The 22743-nt window shown below is 67.4% G+C and carries 22 protein-coding genes; 9 read left to right on the forward strand and 13 right to left on the reverse strand.

Annotated elements, in window-relative coordinates:
• The first annotated feature begins 11 nt into the window (after nucleotides 1–11).
• A complete protein-coding gene (galE, locus tag AOM45_RS08730; RefSeq protein ID WP_030464888.1) occupies nucleotides 12–974 on the forward strand; it encodes a UDP-glucose 4-epimerase GalE in 963 nt (320 codons plus the stop codon).
• A 6-nt stretch (nucleotides 975–980) separates the two neighbouring features.
• The gene (locus tag AOM45_RS08735) at nucleotides 981–2984 is read left to right on the forward strand and encodes a S9 family peptidase (RefSeq protein WP_030464889.1); all 2004 of its coding nucleotides are present in this window, start codon (nucleotides 981–983) and stop codon (nucleotides 2982–2984) included.
• Here AOM45_RS08735 and AOM45_RS08740 read toward each other — a convergent pair.
• Together AOM45_RS08740 and AOM45_RS08745 are read right to left on the reverse strand one after the other, a co-directional pair.
• Nucleotides 2954–3994 carry a DUF4192 domain-containing protein gene (locus AOM45_RS08740; RefSeq protein ID WP_059362303.1) on the reverse strand — a complete coding sequence of 347 codons (1041 nt, stop codon included), beginning with the start codon at nucleotides 3992–3994 and terminating at the stop codon, nucleotides 2954–2956. The genes AOM45_RS08735 and AOM45_RS08740 overlap by 31 nt on opposite strands.
• A 177-nt stretch (nucleotides 3995–4171) precedes the next feature.
• Nucleotides 4172–5971 (reverse strand): Xaa-Pro dipeptidyl-peptidase, encoded by a 1800-nt coding sequence (locus AOM45_RS08745; protein ID WP_030464891.1) that lies wholly within the window; start codon nucleotides 5969–5971, stop codon nucleotides 4172–4174.
• Nucleotides 5972–6079: 108 nt separating this feature from the next.
• Here AOM45_RS08745 and add point away from each other — a divergent pair, with 108 nt between their 5' ends.
• Complete coding sequence (gene add / locus AOM45_RS08750; RefSeq protein ID WP_030464892.1) at nucleotides 6080–7081, forward strand: adenosine deaminase; 1002 nt, start codon at nucleotides 6080–6082, stop codon at nucleotides 7079–7081.
• Nucleotides 7078–7392, forward strand: coding sequence for a divalent-cation tolerance protein CutA (cutA, locus tag AOM45_RS08755; protein WP_030464893.1), 315 nt, complete (start codon nucleotides 7078–7080; stop codon nucleotides 7390–7392). The genes add and cutA overlap by 4 nt, the downstream gene beginning before the upstream one ends.
• Here cutA and AOM45_RS08760 read toward each other — a convergent pair.
• The gene (locus AOM45_RS08760) at nucleotides 7375–9399 is read right to left on the reverse strand and encodes a UvrD-helicase domain-containing protein (RefSeq protein WP_308202548.1); all 2025 of its coding nucleotides are present in this window, start codon (nucleotides 9397–9399) and stop codon (nucleotides 7375–7377) included. The two genes, cutA and AOM45_RS08760, sit on opposite strands and share 18 nt — an antisense overlap.
• A 345-nt stretch (nucleotides 9400–9744) precedes the next feature.
• On the opposite strand from AOM45_RS08760, the gene AOM45_RS08765 reads away from it, so the two are divergent.
• The gene (locus tag AOM45_RS08765) at nucleotides 9745–11037 is read left to right on the forward strand and encodes a 6-phospho-beta-glucosidase (RefSeq protein WP_030464895.1); all 1293 of its coding nucleotides are present in this window, start codon (nucleotides 9745–9747) and stop codon (nucleotides 11035–11037) included.
• A gap of 123 nt (nucleotides 11038–11160) precedes the next feature.
• Entirely contained in the window at nucleotides 11161–11646 is a 486-nt protein-coding gene (gene lspA, locus AOM45_RS08770) for a signal peptidase II (RefSeq protein WP_030464896.1), read from the forward strand.
• Here the strand turns inward: lspA and AOM45_RS08775 are convergent.
• The 4 genes from AOM45_RS08775 to AOM45_RS08790 form a co-directional block, all read right to left on the reverse strand.
• Complete coding sequence (locus AOM45_RS08775; protein ID WP_369406687.1) at nucleotides 11618–12343, reverse strand: endonuclease V; 726 nt, start codon at nucleotides 12341–12343, stop codon at nucleotides 11618–11620. The genes lspA and AOM45_RS08775 overlap by 29 nt on opposite strands.
• Nucleotides 12261–13226, reverse strand: coding sequence for a DUF3500 domain-containing protein (locus tag AOM45_RS08780; RefSeq protein ID WP_030464898.1), 966 nt, complete (start codon nucleotides 13224–13226; stop codon nucleotides 12261–12263). The genes AOM45_RS08775 and AOM45_RS08780 overlap by 83 nt, the downstream gene beginning before the upstream one ends.
• Entirely contained in the window at nucleotides 13226–13996 is a 771-nt protein-coding gene (locus AOM45_RS08785; protein WP_030464899.1) for a hypothetical protein, read from the reverse strand. Before AOM45_RS08785 ends, AOM45_RS08780 begins: the two co-directional genes overlap by 1 nt.
• 72 nt (nucleotides 13997–14068) lie before the next feature.
• Entirely contained in the window at nucleotides 14069–14503 is a 435-nt protein-coding gene (locus AOM45_RS08790) for a hypothetical protein (RefSeq protein ID WP_030464900.1), read from the reverse strand.
• Nucleotides 14504–14571: 68 nt separating this feature from the next.
• Here AOM45_RS08790 and AOM45_RS08795 point away from each other — a divergent pair, with 68 nt between their 5' ends.
• The gene (locus AOM45_RS08795) at nucleotides 14572–14913 is read left to right on the forward strand and encodes an ArsR/SmtB family transcription factor (protein ID WP_156093529.1); all 342 of its coding nucleotides are present in this window, start codon (nucleotides 14572–14574) and stop codon (nucleotides 14911–14913) included.
• Entirely contained in the window at nucleotides 14897–15454 is a 558-nt protein-coding gene (locus tag AOM45_RS08800; protein ID WP_081901783.1) for an SRPBCC domain-containing protein, read from the forward strand. The genes AOM45_RS08795 and AOM45_RS08800 overlap by 17 nt, the downstream gene beginning before the upstream one ends.
• Before the next feature lie 349 nt (nucleotides 15455–15803).
• Here the strand turns inward: AOM45_RS08800 and AOM45_RS08805 are convergent, their stop codons facing one another.
• The 3 genes from AOM45_RS08805 to AOM45_RS08810 all read right to left on the reverse strand — a co-directional run bounded on the left by AOM45_RS08805 (nucleotide 15804) and on the right by AOM45_RS08810 (nucleotide 17682).
• On the reverse strand, nucleotides 15804–16232 hold the full coding sequence (locus AOM45_RS08805; protein WP_030464903.1) for a CBS domain-containing protein: 429 nt from the start codon (nucleotides 16230–16232) through the stop codon (nucleotides 15804–15806).
• A gap of 141 nt (nucleotides 16233–16373) precedes the next feature.
• Nucleotides 16374–16535, reverse strand: coding sequence for a hypothetical protein (locus AOM45_RS50655; protein ID WP_156093530.1), 162 nt, complete (start codon nucleotides 16533–16535; stop codon nucleotides 16374–16376).
• 184 nt (nucleotides 16536–16719) lie between these two features.
• Entirely contained in the window at nucleotides 16720–17682 is a 963-nt protein-coding gene (locus AOM45_RS08810) for a DUF6923 family protein (RefSeq protein WP_030464904.1), read from the reverse strand.
• A gap of 315 nt (nucleotides 17683–17997) precedes the next feature.
• On the opposite strand from AOM45_RS08810, the gene AOM45_RS08815 reads away from it, so the two are divergent.
• Nucleotides 17998–18756: a bestrophin-like domain gene (locus AOM45_RS08815; RefSeq protein ID WP_030464905.1), complete on the forward strand. Its 759-nt coding sequence runs from the start codon at nucleotides 17998–18000 to the stop codon at nucleotides 18754–18756.
• Here the strand turns inward: AOM45_RS08815 and AOM45_RS08820 are convergent.
• The 3 genes from AOM45_RS08820 to AOM45_RS08830 are packed head-to-tail and all read right to left on the reverse strand — an operon-like array spanning nucleotide 18753 to nucleotide 22739.
• On the reverse strand, nucleotides 18753–19409 hold the full coding sequence (locus tag AOM45_RS08820) for an EcsC family protein (RefSeq protein WP_030464906.1): 657 nt from the start codon (nucleotides 19407–19409) through the stop codon (nucleotides 18753–18755). The genes AOM45_RS08815 and AOM45_RS08820 overlap by 4 nt on opposite strands.
• 10 nt (nucleotides 19410–19419) lie before the next feature.
• Entirely contained in the window at nucleotides 19420–20259 is an 840-nt protein-coding gene (locus tag AOM45_RS08825) for a bifunctional 5,10-methylenetetrahydrofolate dehydrogenase/5,10-methenyltetrahydrofolate cyclohydrolase (protein WP_372497419.1), read from the reverse strand.
• On the reverse strand, nucleotides 20256–22739 hold the full coding sequence (locus tag AOM45_RS08830; RefSeq protein ID WP_030464908.1) for a PEP/pyruvate-binding domain-containing protein: 2484 nt from the start codon (nucleotides 22737–22739) through the stop codon (nucleotides 20256–20258). The genes AOM45_RS08825 and AOM45_RS08830 overlap by 4 nt, the downstream gene beginning before the upstream one ends.
• Between the last annotated feature and the right edge of the window lie 4 nt (nucleotides 22740–22743).

Consider the following 22743-nt stretch of genomic DNA (forward strand, 5'->3'; position numbering starts at 1 on the left):
CGAGGACTGTGGTGAAGCTGCTCGTGACGGGCGGAGCCGGATACGTCGGCAGCGTGTGCGCTGCCCGGTTGCTCGAAGCCGGGCACGAGGTGGTCGTCCTCGACGACCTCTCCACCGGCCACGAGGACGCCGTCCCTTCGGGCGCGCGCTTCATCCAGGGCGACATCGCCGAGGTGATCGGCGATGTCCTCGCTGAAGGGTTCGACGGCGTTCTCCACTTCGCGGCGAAGTCCCTCGTTGGCGAGTCCATGCAGGACCCCGGCAAGTATTGGACGGGCAACGTTCTGACGGCGATTCGCCTGCTCGACGCGATGAAGCATCACGGCACGCCGAAGCTCGTCTTCTCCTCGACCGCCGCGACGTACGGCGAGCCGCGGGAGGTGCCGATCCCCGAGACCGCTCCGACCGCCCCGACCAACACCTACGGCGCCACCAAGCTCGCCATCGACCACGCGATCACGTCGTACGCCGCGGCGCACAGCCTTGCGGCGACGAGCCTGCGGTACTTCAACGTCGCCGGCGCCTACGGCAGCATCGGCGAGCGCCACGCGACCGAGACCCACCTCATCCCGCTCGTCCTCCAGGTCGCGCTCGGGCAGCGTGAGCACATCTCGATCTACGGCGAGGACTGGCCCACCGAGGACGGCACCTGCGTCCGCGACTACATCCACGTCACGGACCTCGCGGACGCCCACCTCCTCGCGCTCGACCACGCCACCGCCGGCGAGCACCGGATCTACAACCTCGGCAACGGCACCGGCTTCTCGGTCAAGCAGGTCATCGACACCTGCCGCGAGGTCACCGGGCACCCGATCCCCGCCGTCGTCGCCCCCAGGCGCGCCGGCGACCCGGCCGTTCTGGTCGCCTCCGCCGAGCGGGCTCGTACCGACCTCGGATGGAAGCCCGAACGCGCCGACCTCACCGGCATCGTCCGTGACGCGTGGGAGTTCACCCGCGCCCGCCACGGAGCCTGAGCCGGGATGACCGACTTCGCCTCCTTCGAGAGCTACAACGCCACCCCGCGACTCGCGTCGCTCGCGCTGTCCCCGGACGGCACCCGGCTCGTCACCGTCGTCTCGTCGCTCGCTCCGGACGGCAAGACCTGGCAGGGCGCTCTCTGGGAGGTCGACCCCTCCGGCGAGCGGGAGGCCGTCCGCCTCACCCGCTCCGCCAAGGGCGACTCCTCCCCCGTGTTCGCGCCGGACGGATCGCTGCTGTTCCTGTCTTCTCGCCCCGACCCGCTCGCGAAGCCGGGCGAGTCGAAGGACCAGAAGGCGCTGTGGCGGCTTCCCGTTCGCGGCGAGGCCGAGGAGGTCCTGCGACCGGGCGGCGGAGTCGGCCAACTGCGCGCCGCGGGCGAGACGGTGTTGTTCACGTCGTCGACGTACCGCTTCACGCAGTTCGGCGACGAGGACGACGCCAAGCGCAAGGCCCGCGAGGACGCAGGCGTAACAGCGATCCTGCACGAGTCGTACCCGATCCGGTACTGGGACTCCGACCTCGGCCCGGCCTACCCCCGCCTGTTCTCCGCGCCTCTCGCGGACGTCCGTGCAGGGAAGGTCGCCACCCTCAGCGAAGACTCCGAAAGCAGGCTCAGCGACGAGGACATCGCGCTGAGCCCGGACGGGAAGTGGGCCGTTCACGGCCACGCCGTCGACGTGAGCGCCTCCTACGGCCGCCGGATCGAACTGCGGCTCGTGGCCACGGACGGCAGCAGCTCGCGTGTCATCGCTTCCGAGGACGGCTACTCGTTCGGCGACGCCACGTTCACTCCGGACTCCACCGCTGTCATCGCGATCCGGTTCCGCGAGTCCACTCCGGACTCCGCGTACCGGCGCGACCTCGTCCGCATCGACCTTGCCGGCGACTCGATCACGCCACTGGCGCCCGACTTCCAGGAGGAGCCGGACCACCCGGTGGTGAGCCCGGACGGGTCGGCAGTCTTCTTCGCCGCCAGCCACCTCGGTCACCAGCCGATCTGGCGACTGGACCTGGCGACCGGCGAGATCACGAAGCTGACGATCTCCGGCTACTACAGCGATCTGGTTGTGAGCCCGGACGGCCACACGCTCTACGCACTGCGCAACTCGATCGACCACCCACCACAGCCCGTGCGGTTCGCCGCCACGGGAGCCGATCAGGATCCGGAGCGTCTCCGCGCACCAGGTGCCATCGAGTCGGTGCCCGGCACTCTCACCGAGATCTCCACCGTCGTCGCCGACGGCAGGACCGTCCGCTCCTGGCTGGTGCTGCCGGAAGGGGCCTCGGCCGAGGCCCCCGCCCCGCTGGTCCTGTGGGTGCACGGCGGACCGGTCATGAGCTGGAACGGCTGGACCTGGCGCTGGAACCCCTGGCTGATGGCCGCCCGCGGCTACGCCGTCCTGCTGCCCGACCCCGCCCTGTCCACCGGGTACGGACCCGACTTCATCCAGGCCGGTTGGGGCCGTTGGGGTGCCGAGCCCTACACCGACCTCATGGCCATCACGGACGTCGCGGTCGAGCGAGCCGACATCGACGCCTCCCGGACGGCGGCCATGGGCGGTTCGTTCGGCGGCTACATGGCCAACTGGATCGCCACCCAGACCGACCGGTTCCGCGCGATCGTCACCCACGCTTCCTTGTGGCACCTCGACGCGTTCTCCGGTGGCACGGACAGCTCCTACTTCTGGATGCGGGAGATGGGCGACCCTCTCACGCAGCCGGAGCGGATCCTCGCCAACTCCCCGCACCTGCGGGTCGCGGACATCAAGACCCCGATGCTCGTCATCCACGGGGACAAGGACTACCGGGTTCCGATCGGCGAGGGGCATCGGCTGTACTTCGACCTCATTCGCCACGGTGTGAATGCGAAGTACCTTTACTACCCAACCGAAAACCACTGGATTCTCACCCCCGGAAACTCTCGGGTCTGGTACGAGACGGTGTGGGCGTTCCTCGCCGAGCACGTCCTTGATCAGGACTGGGAACGACCCGAGCTGCTCTGAGAGCCGGACAGCAACCGACGGGCGCTGTCCAGGTAGTTGATGGACAGCGCCCTCATCTGAGCCGGAGGAAACGCGGCACTGAGGGCGGCGCGCAGGAGTTTGGTCAGCGTGTGACCGGGACATGCCTCCTCCGCCGCGTCGAGCGCGATGGACGCGATCCCGCCGTCGCCGCGCTGATACGCGTAGAACGCCAGCAGACAAGCGGGTTCCGCGCGTTCCGGCGCCGGGCACGACCTGGTGAGCTCGAGCCACAGCCGTTCGGCCGGCCTGGACTTCGCCTGGGCCGCGAAACCCATGCTGGCATCCCGCACCTCGGGCACCGCCAAGGCCCTTGCCAGCGCGACGATCTCCGCGTCCGGCAACGGTCCCTTGCGCTCCTCCACTGCGTCGATCGCGCCGCGCACCCGGCGCAGTTCGACGCTCGGGTCAGGCTCATCCGAGTTCGTCATGAGCTCGTCGAGCAACGCGGATCTGCGTTCCAGCGCCTCGGGTGGATCCAGGGCAGCGATCGCCGCCAAGGCCGCTCGTGACTCGAACGTCACGTTGCCCTCGTGCGCCGACGCCGCGGCCACAGCGGACAGTTTGGGATCCGGCAACGTCCCGTGGCAGTCGAGGTCGAAGTAGCAGAGCCACGGTGCGTTCTTCTCGCAGGACGGAAGCCAGACCGCCTCGACGACTTCGATTCCGACGCCGCCCAGCCTGTGTTGGAGCGCGGTGACGAGCGGCTCGTGCGGCAGTTCCTCCGGCATGTTCGCGGACGGCGCGCACACGACCACGAGGACCACCTCGGCCGCGTCCTGTTCCAGCAGCGGTGCTTCGAGCTGGGCGGCCAGCATGCCCCTATGTCGCGGGCGCGGCAGGTCGACGCGCATGGTCATGCTGACCAGGTGGTCCTTCAGCACCAGCACGACCAGGGAGTCGGCTGGATGGAATCCCATCAGGTGCGGGATCGCGGCGTAGAGGTCGCCTGCAGCGCGGAGGCGGATCGGTTTCGGGAGGGTTGTGGGCATGGGCCCACTGTGGAGGGTGGGATGGGGTGGGAGCCGGGGTGGCTGGGAAGTTGTGGACAACTCAGCGGGTGTGGACAGGTTGAGATCTTGGGTCTGTCTGGCGCGGGGTTTTGTCGGGGGTGGGTGCTACGTTGTCGCGCTTCGGCCCCAGACGAGGAGCCGAAGCGCGACATCACGTCAGAACGTCTGGAACAAGGCCCGCCAGCCCCCGACGACAGGCAGTTCCACGGACGTCCGGGCGAGGTCCAGCGACAGGCCGGCACCCGGCTTCGGGCGCAGCGTGTAGTCGTAGTCGCTGGAGATCAGCACGAACTCGAGCCGGTGACCGGCCTGCAGGATGTAGTCGTCGGGCACGATCGGCACGTCGACGTCGTAGAACTTGCCGGGCTTGATCGGCGAGGTCTTGTCCGGCCGCTCACGGTTCTGCGGGTCGGTCGAGCCACGCGTGATGACGTGCGACTTGCCGTCCGGGGCGCGGTCGACGAGCAGTGTCGTGACGTTGGCCGCGGGACGGTCGAAGGCGATCCGCAGATGCGCGGTCGACTTTCCGGACAGCCGCAACGACTTCTCGGTCGGCTTGGAGGTGTAGGAGAGCCGGTTCGGCGAGGTCGACTGGTCGATCAACGACTCGGCCGTCTTCGTCGCGTCGTCGGTCAGCTTCTCCACGCCACGGCCGGGCAGAATTCCGAGGCCGCCCTTGGCAGATCCACCCGCCGACAGCCGCAGCCGCACGTCGGAGGTGCCGGGAGCCGGCCAGTCCTTCTCGTCTACCCACGTCTTGTCCTCGCGCTGCAGAGTCGCCTTCGGCTCCTTGTCGACGCCGTTGCGGTGACCCCAGAGGTACTGGGTGAACCAGCGGTTTAGCGTGCGCCGCCACTCGACGGAACGCAGCGTGTCGGCGTCCGTGTGCCCGGACTGGTGCAGCCAGATCTTGTGCGGCACACCGACCTTCTTCAACGCCGAGTACCACTGCTCGACGTGCGTCATCTTGACGTTCCAGTCGTTGAGGCCGTGGACCGCAAGCACGGCCGCACGAACCTTGCGGACGTCGTTGAGGTAGTTCCGCTTGTCCCAGAACCTGCTGTAGTCACCGGTGATCCGGTCCTGGTCCTTCGCGATCTCCGCGATGATCGGCTTGCAGATTTCCCGGTCAGCGCGCGTGTAGACGTACTCGGCGAGCACGTCGGCGTCCTCACCCTGGAACGTGCCGGGCGCGACGACAGCGCCGTCCGCGCGGTAGTAGTCGTACCAGCTGGAGATCGCGGCGATCGGCACGATGGCTTCAAGACCGCGCACGCCCGTGGAGGCGACCGCATTGGGCAGCGTTCCGTTGTAGGAGACGCCCATCATTCCGGTCTTGCCAGTGGACCAGGTCGCCTTGATGGCTTCACCCGTCGCGGTGCGAGCAGGCGCACGGCCGTTGAGCCAGTCGACCACGACACGCGCACCGATGGTCTCGTTGACGTCGCCCGTCGTCGGACAGCCCGTCGACCTGCCTGTGCCGAGCGATTCGGCGTAGACGACGGCGTACCCGCGCGAGATGAAGTACGCCTCGTACCGGCCCGAGGTGATCGGGTTCGGGCCGAGGGCGGCGGTGATGCGTTCGTCGGAGGAGGACTTCAGCAAACGGCCGTTGCGCTTGTCCGGCACGTACAGCTCGACGTCGACGTTGTGGTTGGCGACGTCGTTGCCGCCCGAGAAGTACGGGCTGACCATGTAGACGACAGGAACCTTCAGACCGCGTTCGGTGGCGCGTGGCCGGACGACCTCGGTGTAGACCTCGTCGTCCTTGCCGTCGCGGTCGCTGTCGACCGGCGCGCGGACCCAGAGGCTCTCCTTCACCACGTCCTTCGGGTCGAAGACGGGTTGCGCCTCGCCGTCCTTGAACACCGGCCCCTCGGCTGCGTGGGCGGTAGTGGGCAGGAATGGCAGAACTAGCACCGCGGTCAGCAATGCGACTCTTCGTGCGCCCCTCACGAGGCACCCCCAATGCGGAATCCAGTGACAGGAATTCGCCATGCACCCTTCCCCTTGACTGCAAGACATGTCACCCCTCGAACGGCTCTTGACCTGAGAGCATGGGCCGTGCACATTTCCGACTTCGTCCACGCGCTGCCGAAAGCTGAGCTGCACGTCCATCTCGTGGGCGCGGCCTCCCTCGACACCGTCCTCACGCTCGCCCGCAACCACCCTGACGGGCCGGTACCGACGGACGAGGCCGCGCTGCGAGAGTTCTACGAGTTCACGGATTTTCGGCACTTCATCAACGTGTACGGCGTCGTCAACGACCTCGTCACCACGGGCGAGGACGTCCGCACTCTCGTCGTCGGATACGCCCGCGACGCCGTGCGGACCAATATCCGATATGCGGAGCTGACGATCAGCGCGACGAGCCACCTGCGGGCCGGCATCGCGCCCGACGAGCTCGTCGAGGCGCTGGAGGCCGGGCGCGACGAGGCGCTCGCGGAGCACGGTGTGGCGTTGCAGTGGATCTTCGACGTGCCCGGTGTCTGGGATCGCGACTGGGGCATGACGAGTGCGCGGTTCGCGACCGAGTACCGGCCGGAGGGGCTGGTCGGGTTCGGGCTGGGTGGGTTCGAGTCGGACTCGCCGAGGACGAAGTTCCGGGAGGCGTTCGCGATGGCGCGCGACGCGGGGCTGCACATGGTGCCGCACGCCGGAGAGACAACGCCGCCCAGCGAGATCTGGGCCGCGCTGCGCGATCTGCGTGCCGAACGGATCGGGCACGGCGTCAGTGCTGTGCAGGACCCGGCGCTGCTGCGGCATCTCGCCGACGAAGGGGTCTCCGTCGAGGTGTGCCCAACGTCGAACATCCGCACCGGTGCTGTGAAGTCGCTGGACGAGCACCCGTTGCCGCGGCTCGTGGAGACCGGGGTGCCGGTGACGATCAGCACCGACGACCCCGGCATGTTCCACACCGACCTCGACCGCGAGTACCTCCTGTGCCACGAGCGCTTCGGGTTCACCCGCGATGAGCTCGCCGGCCTCGCACGAGCCGCAGTGCGCGCGTCGTTCGCGCCGGCTGAGATGAAGGACCAGTTGCTGAAGGAGATCAACGCGCTATGACCGGTGCGAGCGTGGTGACGACGACGGTCGACTCCGCGGAGGCCGCGGAGTCGCTGGCGAAGGGCATCGTCGAGGCACGGCTGGGCGCGTGCGTGCAGATCGTGCCGATCCGGAGTGTCTACCGGTGGGACGATGAGGTGCGCGTCGATGCGGAATGGCAGTGCGTCGTGAAGACGTCTGCCAACCGCGCCGACGAACTCGTCGCGCACATCAAGGCGCATCACACCTATGACGTTCCCGAGGTCATCGTCACCCCCGTGGTCGGGGGCAACGACGACTACCTCGCGTGGGTCTCAGAGGAGACTTCTTAGATGGCGGGGCAACGGCTCTGTGTGCAGGACACCGAGCCGTTGCGTCGCCCTCGTCAACGCCACGTACAGCTCACTGGGTGACATGCGTTGTGGTTCGACGACGAGGACGATGTCGAACTCCAACCCCTTCGACGCACGTGGCGACATCCAGCCGTCGCCGATGACGGCGATCGTGCGTCCGCTGTGTGCGTCGGCGTGTGCGTCGAGTTCGTCGCGCACAGCCGCCGATATATCAGTCACGCGGCGAGCCCACGGCCGGACGCCGGTCTTGCGCACCGACACCGGCGCCGACGCGTCGGGGTCGACGAGCTTCAGGACCGGTGTGGCGACGGCCATGATCTCGCCGGGCGTGCGGTAGTTGACCTCGAGCCGGCGGTAGGTGAACCTCTCGAACACCGAACCCCAGCTCCGGACGCCACCCGCTGCCTGACGCTGGGCCAGGTCACCGACAACCGTCATGGACCTGTTGGGGCACCGGCGCAGCAGCACACGCCAGTCCATTGCGGACAGTTCTTGGGCTTCGTCGACGACGACGTGGCCGTACGTCCAGGTGCGGTCGGCGGCGGCGCGCTCAGCGAGAGAGCGATGATCGCGCACGTCATGCCGGGCGGCCAGCACTTCGGCGTTGACGAAGTCGGTGACGACGTACTCGTCGTCGTCTGCCCGCTCGTCGATCGACAGGACGTCCATGACGCCGCGGGCGTACTCGAACTGTTGCGCCTCTTCGCGTTGTGCCGCCCGTTCCGCAGAGCCGTCCGAGCCGAGCAGTTCCGCCAGCTCGTCGAGCAGCGGCACGTCGGACACCGTCCAGGACTCGGCGTCCTCCCGGTACAGCTCCGGCGCACCGATCCGGAAGCACCGGCCCGCGTACAGATCGGCGAGCAACCGCTCCGGTGTGAGCTGCGGCCACAACCGGTCGACGGCGTCGCGCAACTCCGGGCTGTGCCGGAGCTCGTGGCGCACGTCCTCCTCGATCTCCGGCCAGTCGACGCCGATCAACCGCATCGCCGGCGCGACGAGCTCCTCGGCGAGCGCGAGGAAGAAGTACTTGCGGGCGGCGTTGTGCGGCAGTCCGTAGTAACGCGTCTTCTCGCGCGCGACTGCGGCGACGTGGGCATCGAGCGGAACGACGACGTCCCCGAGTTCGATCTCGATGGGTTCGTCCGGGAGCTCCTGCCGATCGGCGACAGCGACGGCCAGCAGGTCGAGAACTGATATATCGCCTTTCAGTCGTTGCAGCGGCTCGGTGTCTTCGACGTCCGTGACGACGCCGGGATACAGCTCGCCTGGCGTCCCGAACACGACGTCGGTCTCCCCCAGCGACGGCAGGACGTCGCCGACGTAGTGGAGGAAGCCGGTGTTGGGCCCGACGATCAGCACGCCATGCCGCGAGAGGCGTTCACGGCGGGTGTACAGCAGGTATGCCACGCGGTGCAGCGCCACGGCGGTCTTGCCGGTGCCGGGACCTCCTTCGATCACCAGGACGCCGGAGCCCGAGAAGCGGATGATCTCGTCCTGCTCGGCCTGGATGGTCGAGACGATGTCGCGCATCGTCGCGGTGCGCGGTGCGTTGAGGGCCTCGAGCAGGGCGGTCGCGTCGCTCAACAGTTCGTCGTCGTGGAAGTCGCGCAGTTCGCGGTCACGAACGCGGAAGTGCCGCCGCAGCACGACGCCTTCCGGATTCGCCGCGGTCGCCGTGTAGAACGGGCGCGCCGCTGGTGCGCGCCAGTCCAGCAGGAGCGGTTCGAAGTCGTCGTCGAACAACCCGACGCGCCCGATGTAGGTGCAGTCACCCTTCTCCGAGTCGATGCGGCCGAAGCACAACCCGTCCTCCGCCGCGTGGTACTTCCTGACCTCTCCGGTCAGCATCCCGACGGCGGCCTCGCGATCCAGCCTCTGGGTGGTGGTGTCCCGCAGCGCGTCCGCAAGGTTCGCGGCCGCTTTGTTCCGTTCTTGGTCGAGCCTTTCATACAGAGAGGTGATCCGTGCCTGTTCGCTCGCCAACACCTTGCCCCCTGTGATACAATAGTACTGTCTTCCCGGAAAATTCATTCCGAAAATACAAAGCCATTCTTTGTATCACAGTTCATCGGCGCACGGAACCCTTCGTGAGATTCGTGATGAATTCGCGTGCGCCGACACCCATGCGGTTGAGCTGGATCAACGCCTCCCCGCACTGCGGTCGCCAGGATCGACCAGCGCTACCACGGGCGATGAGGTGCCCCGTTCCAGTCGTGGACGAGCGTGACCATCTCAGCCAATGCAGGTGATCAAACCGGAACCTCCGGCAATTCGTCGTCCATCGCATCTGAAATGTACGCTTCAACAATGCGGAATGGACCTGGTCGCGGCATGAAGCTGGTCATCCTGGGAGGCGGCGGCTTCCGCGTGCCGCTGGTGTACCGCGCACTGCTCGCCGACAGGTCCCCAGGTCGCATCACCGAGGTGGTGCTGCACGACATCGACGCTTCCCGGCTAGCAGCCGTCGGCGGCGTCCTCGCCGAGCTGGCGACTGATATATCGGATGCGCCGACGGTGACGACTTCGACAGATCTCGACGAAGCGTTGCGTGGGGCGGACTTCGTGTTCTCCGCGATCCGTGTCGGAGGGCTCGCAGGACGCGCAGCCGACGAGAGCGTCGCGTCGGGGTCCGGCGTGCTCGGGCAGGAGACCGTCGGTGCCGGCGGTGTCACCTACGGGCTGCGCACCGTGCCTGTCGCGCTCGACATCGCGCGCCGTATATCAGTTCACGCGCCGGACGCGTGGGTCATCAACTTCACCAACCCCGCCGGCATGGTCACCGAAGCGATGTCGGCACACCTCGGCAACCGGGTCATCGGTATCTGCGACTCCCCCGTCGGGCTCGGCAGGCGGGTCGCGCGTGCTGTCGGCGTACATCTCGAGGACGCGTGGCTGGACTACGCCGGACTCAACCACCTCGGCTGGTTGCGCGGGTTTCACGTGCGGGGCAGGGACGTGCTGCCGGATCTGCTGGCCGACACGGACCGGCTGGAGTCGTTCGAAGAGGGCAAGCTCTTCGGTGCGGAATGGTTGCGGACGTTGGGCGCCATCCCGAACGAATACCTGCACTACTACTACTTCACGCGCGAGGCGGTGGAATCCGGCGCGTCGCGGGGTGCGTTCCTGCTGGAGCAGCAGAAGCGGTTCTACGCCGCGCCGTCGTTCGAGAGCTGGGATCGGACGCGACTCGAACGCGAACAGACCTACATGGCCGAGACACGCGACGATGAACGTGACGCCGACGACCTCGACGGTGGCGGCTATGAACAGGTCGCGCTCGACCTGATGCACGCCATCGCGTCCGACAACCGCGCCACGTTGATCCTCAACGTTCCGAACCGGACAACACTGTCTTGCCTGGACGCCGACGCCGTCGTCGAGGTGCCGAGCCTCGTCGACGCCAACGGCGCCCGGCCTCTCGCGGTCAGCCAGGTGCCGGACGAGGGCGTCGGACTCGTCACCTCGCTGAAGGTCGTCGAACGTGCCACCATCCGAGCCGCCATCAGTGGCGAACGTGCGCATGCCGTGAAGGCACTCGCGCTTCACCCGCTCGTCGACTCGGTCAACGTCGCGCGCAAGATCGTCGAAGCCCATCCGTTCCTGTCGGAAGCGTTTCGTGCTTGAAGCGGTTCGGCGAGCGCGACGGTGGATTCATGGCGTCGATCGACGCCGACAGCGTCGCACCGTTCAGGGCGTGACCAGGGTCTGATGCCGAGTGGCGGTGTCCTTAACTACGCTCGTCCGCAAATGGACACCACCACCTCTCGCCGCGTGCCGCTCGTGATGGGCATCGCCGTGCTCGTGCTGCTGCTGGATCAGGCCACGAAGTTCTGGGCCGAGAGCGCGCTGACGGGTCGCGCGCCCATTCCCGTGCTCGGGGAGTTCCTGCAGCTCAGGCTCCTCTACAACCCCGGTGCCGCGTTCTCGATCGGTGCGGGGTCGACGTGGATCTTCACCATCGTCGCGGCCGTCGCTGTCGTGCTGCTCGCCCGGTACGGCATGCAGCCGCAGACCAAGCTGCGGGCGTCCGCGCTCGCGTTGATGCTGGGTGGCGCGACGACGCACCTGCTCGACCGGCTGTTCCGGCCACCGGGCTTCGCGCGTGGGCACGTCGTCGACTTCATCGACTACAACGGCTGGTTCGTGGGCAACGTCGCTGACATCGCCCTGGTCTGCGGCGCGATCCTGCTGGTGCTGCTGAGCTTCACGCCGACGAAGCAGCCTGCCGCGTGAGCGTGTCGGCGCGGCGGGTGGGCTCGGGCAAGCGGTAGCGCGGAGCGAGACGCAGCACTTCGGCGCACGTCCGGTCCAGGTCGATCTTGTGCCCGACCGAGACGAAGACGGGCTTCACGTCGTCCTGCGTCCGCAACGCCCTGCCGACGACCTCGTCGTCCATGAGGAGGTCGCTCATCGAGCCGCGAGTGCGGCCAGGCTGCTCAAACGTTCCCATCGCGTTTTTCGCGACGCCGATGCTCGGAATCCCCGTGTGCACGCCGAGGTGACATGCCAGACCGAACCTGCGTGGATGCGCGAGGCCCTGACCGTCCGCAACCAGCAGGTCCGGCGTGACCGTCACCTGATCGAGAGCGCGCAGCAGAACGGGCATCTCCCGGAACGCGAAGAGCCCGGCAATATATGGGAAGTCGGTGGTGTCCTCGACGACCACCTCGTTGAGGACGACCAGCGTCTTTGCATCGAACACCACGCAGACGCCGACAACTGTGTCATTGCTACGGTAGCCGACGTCCAGGCCTGCGACGGTGTTGATGTGCAGGTCAGGGGCACTGGTGGTGATCACTTGGGTACGCAGGCGCTCTTGCAGTGCGATGGCTGCGTCGATCCTGGGGTCAACCGTTCTGGGCCACTCCACGGGCGACAGTGTGCCGTGACGCGTCGTAGTGAGCGGCAAGCAGGTCGTCGCCGAAGTCACCCGAATGACGACGCCACACGGTGTGGACGTGGTTGGCCTCGTTGGCCGTGTTGTCGTACTCGATGAGCAGTTCCGGGCCCTGGATGCGGTAGTAGTGGCCTTCACCGCGACGTAGCGAGCCCTCCCACGAGAAGTGCAGGCGCTCCGGGTCGATCCGCGCGAACTCCTCGTCGGCTAGCTCGAACGCCAGCCGGTCGAGGTAGAAGCGGACGATGTCGACGAGGATCTCGCCCGCGGACTTGCCGAGTTGGGCCGGCGTGACACCAACCGGTTCAGACGGGCTGATGCGCGGGGCGTTCCCGGTGCGGATGTCTTGCGGTGCGGTCTCCGACACGACGGCCAGTCGGCGGGCGGTCGGGCCCATGCGGTCGAGCAGTTCTCGGGCGAGTTCCTCTTCGAGCCGCAACGGATGGCCGACGACGCGGCCGCGGTAGGTGACGCGGGCAGGGTTCGCGCCGAGGAAGAACGGGGTCGCCGAGACACGGCCGTCGGCGACGACCACGTTGACCGACAGGTGGTGTCCTTCGACGCGCCATCCCCATGGCTCGTCGCCGCCGGGCGTGCCGAAGAGCACTGTCCAGAAGTCGCCGCTGTGCCGGTCGCGGTTCCCGCCCTCGCGGTGGTCGAGCACATCTTCCAGCGCCATCACCGCCGCGGCCTGTGCATAGGCGTGGGGGCTGAGCACGGTCGCGAGCATGCCGTGCACTGCCTTGCGCTGGTCACGCCTTAGCTCGCCGAGCACGAGACCTGGTCGAGCACCGGGCGTGTACGCCCAGCGATGCCTGAGGTCGTCGTCGGTGACAGCGCGAATGGCGTGTTCGCGCTGGCCCCCGTCGAGCAAACCAATATATTGGTGCGTGGCGTCAGCGACGTCGTGCAGCATCATTCGAACTTATAGGCCTTCAGGTTGCGCAGCAGCAGGTAGCAGTTCTGCAGTGAGCCGGAAGTGTCGCCGAGTGAGCGGTAGATGCCCCACTTCGGGCGCAACCGGTCGTCGAGCCACGTGTCGACGTTGTTCTTCGTCGCATCGAGCACGGTGCGGCCGCCTTCGCGGACGACCCAGCGGACGCGCCCTGTGCCGTTGCCGACCTTGATCTCGACTTCGGTGTCGATCCACTTGTTGTGCAGGGGCTCGAGGTCGACGTCGCCGACGAGGACGTTGCCTTCGGTGACCTTGAACTCGATCTTCTGCACGCCACCGGTGCGGCGCAGCGACATGACCGTCACGGGTGCGGAGCCGAGGCCGGGCATCTTGGTCTGCATGATGTGCGTGAAGGACGTCGTCGACTTCAACGAGCTCGGGATGAACATGGAGTAGGTCCACTTCCACGTCTCGCCGTTGTCGATCTCCAGGTTGCTCCCGCCGGCCTTCATGCCACGAACCTCGTTGCGCTGCCGGTCGGTCGACGTGTCCCGGTCGCGGGTGTGCATGTCGAACCGGTAGTCGTTGCCCGACGCGTAGATGTGCTTGGTGCCCGGATGCGAGCCGGCCCGGTCGTCCTCGACGCCCTCGAAGGCACCGAGCCCGTCCTTATTCGCCTGCGGGCTCCACTTGAGCTTCCAGGTAGCGGCCTGAGCAAGCCCGGAAACCGTCATGAGCAGCGGAAATGTCGCCGCTCCGCCGATCAACGCCGAACGCCGAGAGATCTCCACGTTCGTTCCTCCCCACGATCCAGGGCGGCGGATTCAGGGAAAAGGTCTGCACCAGTTCGGGTGCGGGCGTGATCACATCACTGGTTTGACTCCCGAGTCAATGTTCTGGCCGACCCTCGGAGTCAGCGGCAGAAGGGCCAGCGGAATCAGCACGACACCGACCAGCGAGACCACGTTGCCGACCTGGTCGACCAGCGTCATGTGCGACAGGTGCCCCAGGTGGAAGATCAGGTGCGGAACGGCGAACACCAGATAGCCCACCAGAGCCGCCTGGATCAGCCTGCGTTCCATCGTCACCACCGCGAACACCAGCACCGCGCACAACGCGAGGTTGAGCGAGCCGAAGTCCCGCAGCAGGTGCTCGTTGAACGGCGGGAAGTAGGCCACCCACCGGTTCGTCGGCGACGGGAAGTTGTCGTAGAAGTTCTGCGGCCCCAGCAGCGACCAGCCGCCGACGACCGCCTGGACCAGGGCGAGGAACGCGAGACCTGCGCGAAGAGTGCTCATACCCGTACGGACGAGACACGCCCTCGACCTGTGACCGGAACAGGTGTTAGAAATATTACGTAATGAAGATGCCACATGATGACGACGCCATCTGGCGCGCCCTCGCGAACCCGCTGCGGCGCGCGATCCTCGACGTCCTGCGCACTGGCCCGCGCACCACGGGTGAGCTGGTGGAGGCGCTGGAGACCAGCCGGCATGTCGTCATGCAGCACCTCGGCGTGCTTCGCGAAGCCGATCTCGTGCTCGTGGAGCCGCGGGGCCGGAAGCGGGTCAACCACCTGAATCCCGTGCCCATCCAGCAGATCCACCAACGGTGGGTCTCGCACTACGAGGAGAACTGGGCAGCGGCGCTCGTCGGCCTGAAGCACGCGGTCGAGAGCGCCGGACAGGAGGATGAGGACGTTGGCTGAACCCGGCACCGAGCTGGTGCACAGCATCGTGATCGCCGCGTCCATCGAGAAGGTGTGGGCGGAGATCACCAAACTCGACGGCAAACAGCGCGCCATGATGGACGCGGTGCTCGACTCCGAGCTCAAGCCGGGCGCCCCGCTGTACTACCGGTCGACCGATGGCAAGCGGGTGTTCGTCGTCGGTCGCGTCGTCGAGGTGGATCCGCCGCGACTGCTCTCCCACACGCAACGGCTCACGATGCGCGACGATCCGTGGACTGTCGTCTCGTGGGAGCTGGAAGAGGTCGACGGCGGCACGCGCGTCACGCTGCGCAACTCCGGCTGGCCCGAGGGCGTCAAGCGCCTCGACAAGGTCGACGCCACTTGGAAGGGCATCCTCACCGCGCTCAAGCAGGTCGTCGAGTTCGGCGACGTCGGTACCGGCCTGAAGCTCCAGTACGTGATGATGCGCGCCTTCATGTGGGCGATGCCGTCGGGCACCAAGTCCGAGAACGTCGCCGAGCCGCCCGCCATCGACCCGAACGTCGGCAGGGCCGGCTGAACGTGAATCCGTCTTTAGCAACGAGTCTTTTGACGACGTCGTCAAAAGACTCGTTGCTAAGGGGCTAGTCAGGGTGGGTTGATGAACCGATATATCAGTTGAGCGGTGTGGCGCGCGCGGATGGAACTGTCCTGCGGCTCGGTGAGGCCGTTCAGATACGGGGCGGTGAAGGCCAGAAAACGGCATGCCGCGGGTTCGAGCAGGTGCGGTGGTGGTGTGAGCGGGCGCCGGGGCTCATGATCTTGGCGGGTCCGGCGGGCGTGCAACGGACACCGTCGCCACCGAGCGCGGTTGCGTGGCTCGGTGGCGACGGTGTCGACGAACAGCGATGAGTTGGAAGGACGCGGTGTCAGCCCTGGGCGATGTAAGCCTGCAGCTGGTCCTGCGACTGTTCCAGCTGTCCGATCCGGCTCTTCACGACGTCACCGATGCTGACGATCCCGACCAGCTGCCCGTCCGACAGAACAGGCACGTGGCGGAAGCGTCGTTCGGTCATCACGACCGTGAGGCTGTCCACCGTGTCCGACGGCGAGCAGGTGAACACGTCGGTTGTCATGATCGACGAAACGGGTGAAGACAGCAGGTCAGCGCCGTGTTCGTGCAAGCGGCGCACGACGTCGCGCTCGGACACGATCCCCGTCACGCCGGACGGACCGACTACGACGATGGCGCCGACGTTGTGTTCGGCGAGCGTTCTGAGCAGTTCGGACACGGGGACGTCCGGGTCGATCGTCGCGACCGCCGATCCCTTGGTGCGCAAAACGTCAGCGATCCTCATCTGGCGCCTCCGATCCTGTCGGTCCGGTAGCACCTCAGGCTAGATCGGATCCGGACAGAACGGGAGATCAAACCCCGAAGGGAGCAGGGGGGCATTCGATCGAATGCACCCCCTGCGGTGTCGCGCCCGGTTCGGCGTCGGCTACGCGGATCCTCCGCGGCGACGGGTCACGAACTGGCGCGGCTGGACTGCCGGAACACGCTGCTGCGGCAGCTGGAAGTGCGTGTTCTGGTCGTTCTTGCCTCGCTTCTGCGCACGGCGGGCGGCGCGGTTGCTCGGCTCTGGCGGGGTGGTGGCAGGCATGCGAAGGCCTCCTCGTGAAGAGGGCGTGCAAGGGCACGGCGGAAACGGCCGTGAGAGAAGGACCCGCGGAAGGGTCATCTGGGCGACTTCAGGTCGCGGAGGCAGCGGCCAGAGCGCTGCGGGCTTCATCAGATGAAGAACATGTCCGCAACGCTAGCGACGTCGTCTCGGCGCGCCAACCGATTTATTTGCGGGCTCGGGCGGCGGCTGCCCCGGCACCGAGCATCACGAGGATGACCGTCACCATCGCCCACTTGCGGGACTTCGTCAGCGGCGTCGTCTCGGCTTCGAGCGGAAGGTCCTTGCGGGGCTCGGTTTTCTGTCGCGCGGCGCGCACCGGCACCGGAACCGGTTGCGGGGGAACGGAAGACGGCGCGGCCGTCGAGGGCGGAGACGGCGACGGAACGGCAGGCGCCGGAGCAGGCGGCGCCTTCGGAGGCGGAACCGGAGCCGGTGGCGGCGCCGGCACCTCGGGGCGGGGCGCGGGTGGTTCGACACGGGGCGGCATCGGCGCCGGCAGGCAGCCCGCCGCGTCGATCATGCCCATCGCCGGGCCCGGCGCGAGCTCCACGGCGGCGGCACCGGTGATCCGGTAGGCACGGCTGAGGCCCTTGTAGTTGTTGTTGATGGCGAAGACGGTGCCGGTCGAGTCGATCACGACAGCGCCGTAGGTGGATCCGCCGGGCAGTGCCGCGATCTCCGTCCTGCCCAGCACCCTGCCGGACACCGGGTCGAACGTCACCACCTCGCCCGGTCCCCCGCCCGCCGCCGACACACCGGTCAGCCTGCCGTTCGGGTCGGCCGCGAAGTCGTCGAGCGCGAGGGCGGGCCAGCCCAGGACGACTGTCCGCACGATCTTGAGGTACGACGGGCTGGCCGGGTCGATGTCGATGGCGTGCAGGCGGGCGTTGTCGCGCACGTAGAACGTGGTGCCGACGACCGCGCCCGCGGACACGTCGTCCGTGCGGAACCAGTGCGCGTCAACGGGTCCGAGGTCGTTGACCACTCCGTTGGTGTCGATCAGCACCACGTGCGACGGGTTCTTCCACCAGGCGTGCCCCTTCGACGTGAGACCGACCAGGCGGCGCAGCGCCGACGAGTACCCCAGCGCGTTCACCGCGTAGTCGAGACGCGCAACCTCTGTCACCCCACCGTATGACACATCCACCTTCGTGAACGTCGACAACTCGCCTCGGTGAAGTGAGCGGACCCCGAACGCCTCACAGCTCGGCGATGCGGCATGAACAACAGGGCTGGTGAACGGCGCGGAAAGCACCAACAGCGACGAGATGGCACCGAGAGCGAGACTATTCCGTCGCAACCGGAATGGAGTAGCCCAATACGACAACCGGGTATTTCTGCTGTTGCCGCGCATTCCCACCTGACCATTACTCGTTAACCAGACCGTGCTGTACCGGCCACAGTAGACCGTGGTCTAATCCCACACCAGAAAGGAGCCGAATTGAGCATTTACCTCAACGGCACGCTCTGGGTTCTCGGTGCCGCGGTCATCTCGGCCGTCCTCGTCGTCATCACCCGCCGGTTCGGCTCGGACGAGGTGGCGGAGAAGAACCTCGGCGCCGGCGGCTCGGTGTTCAGCATCGTCGCGGGCCTGCACGCCGTCCTGGTCGCCTTCATCCTGATCTCGCTGTTCGACGCCTCCAACGGCGCGGAGGAACAGGTGCAGAAGGAGGCCAACGCGCTCGTCGCGGTGACCTGGGCGTCCGGCTCGCTCCCGGAACCCGCGAAGTCCACAGTGGACCGGCTGGTGCGCGACTACGTGTCGACCGTCGTCGACGACGAATGGCCCCGCATGCGTGAGGGCGAAGACGTCGACAACAAGGGCTGGACCACGTTGAACCAGCTCAGGGACACGATCGCCACCGCGGCGCCGGACGGTGACTGGCAGCAGGACCGCAAGGCCGAAGCCGCGAACCAGCTGTGGCAGGTCTACCAGGCCAGGCAGGAACGGCTGGACGCGGCGGGCAACGGCGTCAACCCGGTCGTGTGGCTCGCGTTGCTGATCGGCACCGGACTGTCACTGCTGTTCCCGTACCTGTTCGGCGGCCCGAACCTGATCTCGCAGCTGCTGATCACCATCACGCTGAGCTCGACGCTGGTTCTGCTGCTGTTCGCGATCTACCAGATGCAGAACCCGTTCAGCGGCGGCGTGCACATCCCGCCGGACGCGTTCAGCGCCGCACTGGACCGGCTGAGCTAACGCGAATCGGTCATTCCGTCCGCTTCTTCGATCTCGACGGAGAGCACTTCGCCGTCGATGACCTTCGGCAACACGTCGGTGCGGCTGAAGTAGCGATTCGCGAATGCGCCGACCGCTCTGGTCGAGGCGGCGTCGACGCCACCACCGATGACGCCGCCCAGCACCGGAACACCCTTCACCGCGATGCTGCCGAGCTTTTTTGTACCGTATTTTGTGATGAGTGCCGACGCGGCCTTCTTGGTGAACTGCTTGATGCCGACCTTTTTGAACAGCTCGGTTCCGGCATTGCCGAGCAGGCACAGCAGGATGGCTGTCTGCACCTCTTCGCTGTCGACGTCGTGGCCGCGCAACGACGCGATGGACGCGATGAGGTGCGTCTGGATCACGTAGGCGGCCGCGACGTTCGACGGCAGCGAGATCGGCAACGTGATCAGGCCGCCGAGGTTCGTGATGAAACCCTGCGCGCCGGCCAGCGCGACGTGGGTGCGGATGAGGTGCTTGATCGCGTCGGTCTCGTCGCCCTTCTTGACGAGCGCGTCGGACGCGGCCTCGCGGGCACTCTTGAACGGGCCGAACCCGTCCACGCCCGCACGCAGCAGGTAGTCGGCGATGCCCTGCTGGACCTTGTTCAGCTCACCCTTGGACTCAGCCACGAACCCGACATTACGCGTCCAGCTCGCGCCACGCGGCGTCAACGGTCTGTTCCAGCAGAACCGCAATCGTGGTGGGACCGACTCCTCCGGGCACGGGCGTGATCAAGGCGTCCTTCACCGCGTCGAAGTCGACGTCGCCGACGTTGCCCTCGTTGTAGCCGGCGTCGATCACCACCGCGCCGGGCTTGATCCAGTCGCCCTGGACGAACCGCGGCTTGCCCACCGCCGCGACCACGACGTCCGCGGTGCGCACGATGTCAGCGAGGCCAACGGTCTTCGAGTGGCAGATCGTGACCGTGGCGTCGCGGGCCAGCAGCAGCATCGCCGCGGGCTTGCCGAGGATCGGGCTCCGGCCGATCACGACCGCGTGCTTGCCCGCGACGTCGACCTCGTACGCGTCCAGCAGGCGCATGATCCCACCGGGTGTGCAGGACACGAACTCGTTGTGGCCGAAGGACATCCCGGCGAACGAGTGCATCGTCACGCCGTCGACGTCCTTGTGCGGCACGATCGCCTCGAACGCGGCGCGCTCGTCGACGTGGTGCGGCACCGGGTGCTGTAGCAGGATGCCGTGCACCGCCGGGTCGTCCGACAGCTCACGGATCTTCGCCACGAGTTCCTCGGTCGTGGTTTCGTGCGGCAGCGCCACGTGGCGGGACTCGAGTCCCGCCTTGTGGCACCGGTTCTGCTTCATCCGCACGTACGTGACAGACGCGGGGTCGTCGCCGACGATCACGGTGGCCAGGCACGGTTTGCGGCCTGTGCGCGAGGTGTAGTCGGCGGCCTTTTCGGACGCCCGCGCAACGATGTCGCGCGCGAGCTCGGTTCCACGCATGAGGTTCGTCATCAGTTCTCGAGTGTAGTGACCGCTCCCGTGCTGCCGTCCACAGTGATCCGCTCCCCGGTCTTGATCCGCGTCACAGCCTCCCGAACCCCCACCACCGCGGGGATTCCGTACTCGCGGGCGACGACCGCGCCGTGCGAGTTCGCGCCGCCCATCTCCATCACGAGGCCGCCGGCCGTCAGGAACAACGGCGTCCAGCCCGGGTCGGTCGACGGGGCGACGAGGATCTCGCCCGGTTCGAGGTGCGCGCCGACCGGGTCCATCACGACGCGCGCGATACCGGTGATCGTGCCCGCCGACGCCGGGGTGCCGGCCAGGTCGCCTTCCACCGGGCCCCCGTGGTGCACGGCTTCGGCATCGGTGCCGTCCGACAACAGCACGCGCGGGATGTGCCGGCGCCGCATCTCGCGGTCGTACACCTCGCGGCGCGCGGCCACGACCGAGCGCAGATCTCCTTCCGCGGAGCGCATTTCCTCGAAGGTGAGGAAGTACACGTCGTCGGTCTGGGCGAGCCTGCCCCGGGCCACCAGTTCGGCGCCGAGGTCCGAGATCCGCTTCCGCAACGCGCCGAACAGGGTGATGATCAGGTACTTCGGGTACTCCCGCAGGCCGGCGAGCAACCTGGTGCGGCGCAACGCGAAGCGCACGAACCAGCCGCGGCCCCACGCGCGGCGGGCCAGCGTTTCGATCATCGCCTCGGCTTCGGCGGCACCGCGCGCGAAGACCGCGTCCGGGGCGGCGTCGTCGTCTTCGAGACGCAGGAAGTTCCGCACCACGCCGGTGACGTACGTCGAGTCGTCGGACCACCGCGGCAGGCCCAGGTCGATCTCCGCGACGGCGCGGTGACCCCACTTCGCCAGGAAGCGATCGAGCTCCTTCGGTCGCTCGCCGTCCTGGAACTGCCGCAGGGCAACGGGATCGCGCCGGATCTCCTGCGCGAGGTCCCACATCGCCATGTCCATCTCGGTGGTGATGTTGTTCGGCAGGCCGCGCAGAACGGTCTGCAGCTCGCCCGGCCGCGTCTTCACGATCTTGCTGACGAGGCCGAGCATCGCGAACCCGACGAGCGCGGTCGGCGCGAGTCGCGGCATCACCGGGACGACGCACTGCCGCAGTGCCTGCTCGATCGAGAGGTTCGCGGACATCTCCAGGATTTCGCGTTCCATCAGCAACGCGTTCCGCACGGCTTTCTCCGGGTTCGCCACCGCCTTCCAGATGGTCACCGGCACGCGGAACCGGCGCGCGAGCCGCAGCACGCGCTTGATCGCGGGCCCCGGTGAGGAGTTCGTGATCGCGAACCGCGGGTCGTCGAACAGGCCGCGAAGCACCTCCGACGAGCGCGCCTCCATCACACCGAGCAGGCGCGTGACGAACTCGCGGCCCACCTTGCTCCGCAGCACCTTGGTGACGTCGAAGAAGATCCGCTCGCCGTTCTCCACGTAGGACCGGCTCGCCGGATCTCCGATGATGATCTCGAAGGCCGACTTGGCGACCTCGCCGAACGCCGCCCGCCCCATCGGGGTGATCGGCCGTTCCAGGCCCTGCGCGAGGCTGAAGCAGAAGTAGACGTGATCATCGCCGTCGGGGTTGTCCGGCAACGGGAACAGCGTCGTGATCGGCCGCGCCTGCGTCAGGTGCAGCTCGCCGTCGGCGTCGATCGCCCACTCGGTGTCCTGCGGCGCGCCGTAGTGCTGCTGCACCTTTCGGCCGAGGACGGCGAGCGCGTGGATCTGCCCGTCGGTCAGGCGGGGTTCCTCGTTCTCGCCCACCTCGACGTGCTCGGTACCGCCTCCCGGCAGCGACCGGATGACGAACTTCTTGTCCCCCAAGCGCTTCTCGACGATCTCACTGCCGTCGACGACGAAGTGGTCGGGATTGACCGCACCGGACACGACGGCCTCGCCGAGGCCGGGGCTCGCGTCGATGACGATCTGGTCGCGCTTGCCGGTGACCGGGTTTGCCGTGAACATCACGCCGGAGATAGCGGACTGCACCATCCGTTGCACGACAACGGCGAGGTAAGTGGTGCTGTGGTCGATGCCGTTGGTCTCGCGGTAGCTGACCGCTCGATCGGTCCACAGCGAGGCCCAGCACCGGCGCACCGCGTCGACGACCTCGTCCTCGCCGACGACGTTGAGGAACGTGTCCTGCTGGCCGGCGAAACTCGCGAACGGCAGGTCCTCGGCCGTCGCGCTGGACCGCACGGCGACCGGCACGCCATCCCCTAGCTGGCGGTACGCGTTGACGATCGCATCGCGAATCTCCTGCGGCACAGCGGTTTCCAGCAACGTCCTGCGGGCGTTCTCCGGCGTGGTGCTCGCCAGGGCGTCCGCCTCGGCGACGGCGCGGTAGGCGTCCGTGGTGACGCAGAAGCCCTGCGGCACCGGCAGCCCCGCGCCGGTGAGCTCACCGAGGTTCGCGGCCTTGCCGCCGACGACGGCCAGCATGGTGCCGTCGATGGAGCTGAAGTCGATGACGAGCGACATGGTT

It is taken from the genome of Lentzea aerocolonigenes, from assembly GCF_000974445.1.
Classification (GTDB): domain Bacteria; phylum Actinomycetota; class Actinomycetes; order Mycobacteriales; family Pseudonocardiaceae; genus Lentzea; species Lentzea aerocolonigenes.